Genomic DNA, 1,659 nt, shown 5'->3' with positions numbered 1-1,659 from the left:
CACCGTCGGTGAAACTGAGCAGCCCAGGTTAACTAAGACCAAAACGATGGTCGTAGCCAGGTTGACGCTGCCTTCTGGCGCCGCCCAGTCCAGCCAGTTGTACATGTAAGGCACGCCCATGCCGAAGCCAAAGCCCAAGACGATCACGCCGATAAACAGCATGACCAGGCTGCTGGCAAAAGTCGTAACCAAGAAGCCCAGGGTAACAATCGCGAAACCAACTGGGAAAATCTTGTCATGCAGCTTCTTAAAGAAGAAACCAAAGCTGGCCCCAATCGGAATCGAGATCAAGGTTGAAATCCCGGCAACCAGCGCCGGAGTACTGGAAGAGCCCAGGTGCTCTTCAACAATCAGAGTCGGCAGCTTGTAGGACATTGGCATGTAGAAAAGGAAGATCAAGAACATCAATGCCGCAATCAAGCAAACCTTGCCATTGATCCGCTGCTTGGCCTTCTTTTGCTTACTTGCTACATCTGCCTGCTTTTTTTGCAAAGGAACAAAAAGGGCAAAGAGAATCAAGGATGGGATGACCAGGAAGTAGATCGCGAAAGCGGCATGCCAGCTGATCGTAACCAAGTAGCTGATCAAGAAGGATGAAATTGCCGCGCCAACGCTGCCCATCACATTTTGATAGCCAATCATAGTTGCCATTTCTTCTTCATCGCTCTTGTAGAACTGTGGAATCAAGCTGACGGCCAGGGAATTAAATAGACCAATTCCCAGCCCGATCAAAAATCTGGAAATCAAGATCGGCCCATATTGACTTGCATACATCGGGAAAGTCCCAGCCAAGAGAGTCAAAAGCAGTCCAAAAATAATCGTTGCCTTCTCCCCTATAAAGCGAATCAATACCGGACTGACTACTAACCCCAAGATAATCCCAAAGTTCGGCACCGTGGCTAAAGATTCAACCCCGGCCTTGCTTACCCCTGGAAAAGCCTTGTACATCAAAGGCAGAGCCGAAGCAATCTGCGGAGCCATCATCAAAAACAAAGATATGGACAAGAGCGAAACTTTAAAAATCGCCTTGTCTTTAACATTTTTCTTCTCAGACATTTTCAAAACCTCCTGCTTGTTTGCTAACTATGATAGCTTGCCAAGCAAGCGGTTTCAATGTCATAACTTGTCAGAAATCCGGCGCTTGTTGACCTTGCTATTTTTATTTAGATCAATTTCCGCCTCTTTGCGGTCAACTTTTTGCCCTAGCCAATTCCTGGGATAATGACTATAATCTAGTTAAACGCTTACAAATGAAAGGAGAATATCATGACTAAAGAAGAATTAGCAGAAGCAGTTATTAAGCTGCGCAGTGAATTCAAGGCCAGCGACGACAAACGTGACGAAGGCCTGCCAACCGAAATTCCAGAGGTAGAAAGAATCAATGACATCAGCTACGGGCCAGACCCAAAGTGGAACCTGCTAGACATCTACCTGCCTAAAGACCGGACTGGCAAAGTGCCAGTCATCATCAGCATCCATGGCGGCGGCTGGGTCTATGGGACTAAAGAAACCTACCAGTTCTACGGAATGGGCCTGGCTAAGGAAGGCTTTGCCTTTGTCAACTTCAACTACCGTCTGGCTCCAGACGTCCAGTTCCCAAGCGAGCTGGATGACGTCAACCGCGTCATGCACTGGGTAGCTGAACATGGAGCTGAATAC

The 1,659-nt window shown here is 47.7% G+C and carries 2 protein-coding genes; one reads left to right on the top strand and one right to left on the bottom strand.

Going from position 1 to position 1,659, the window contains the following annotated elements; all coding sequences use genetic code 11:
• The coding region (locus tag ACI32D_RS07310) for an MFS transporter (protein ID WP_439775927.1) at nt 1–1,056 on the bottom strand (1,056 nt) is incomplete at its 3' end.
• Between the two features lie 210 nt (nt 1,057–1,266).
• On the opposite strand from ACI32D_RS07310, the gene ACI32D_RS07305 reads away from it, so the two are divergent.
• On the top strand, nt 1,267–1,659 hold a 393-nt coding region (locus ACI32D_RS07305; RefSeq protein WP_439775926.1), incomplete at its 3' end, for an alpha/beta hydrolase.

The organism is Lactobacillus sp., assembly GCF_051873315.1.
Lineage (GTDB): Bacteria > Bacillota > Bacilli > Lactobacillales > Lactobacillaceae > Lactobacillus.
The sequence above is the reverse complement of the archived record's forward strand: the minus strand, read 5'-3'. Positions and strand labels throughout refer to the sequence as shown.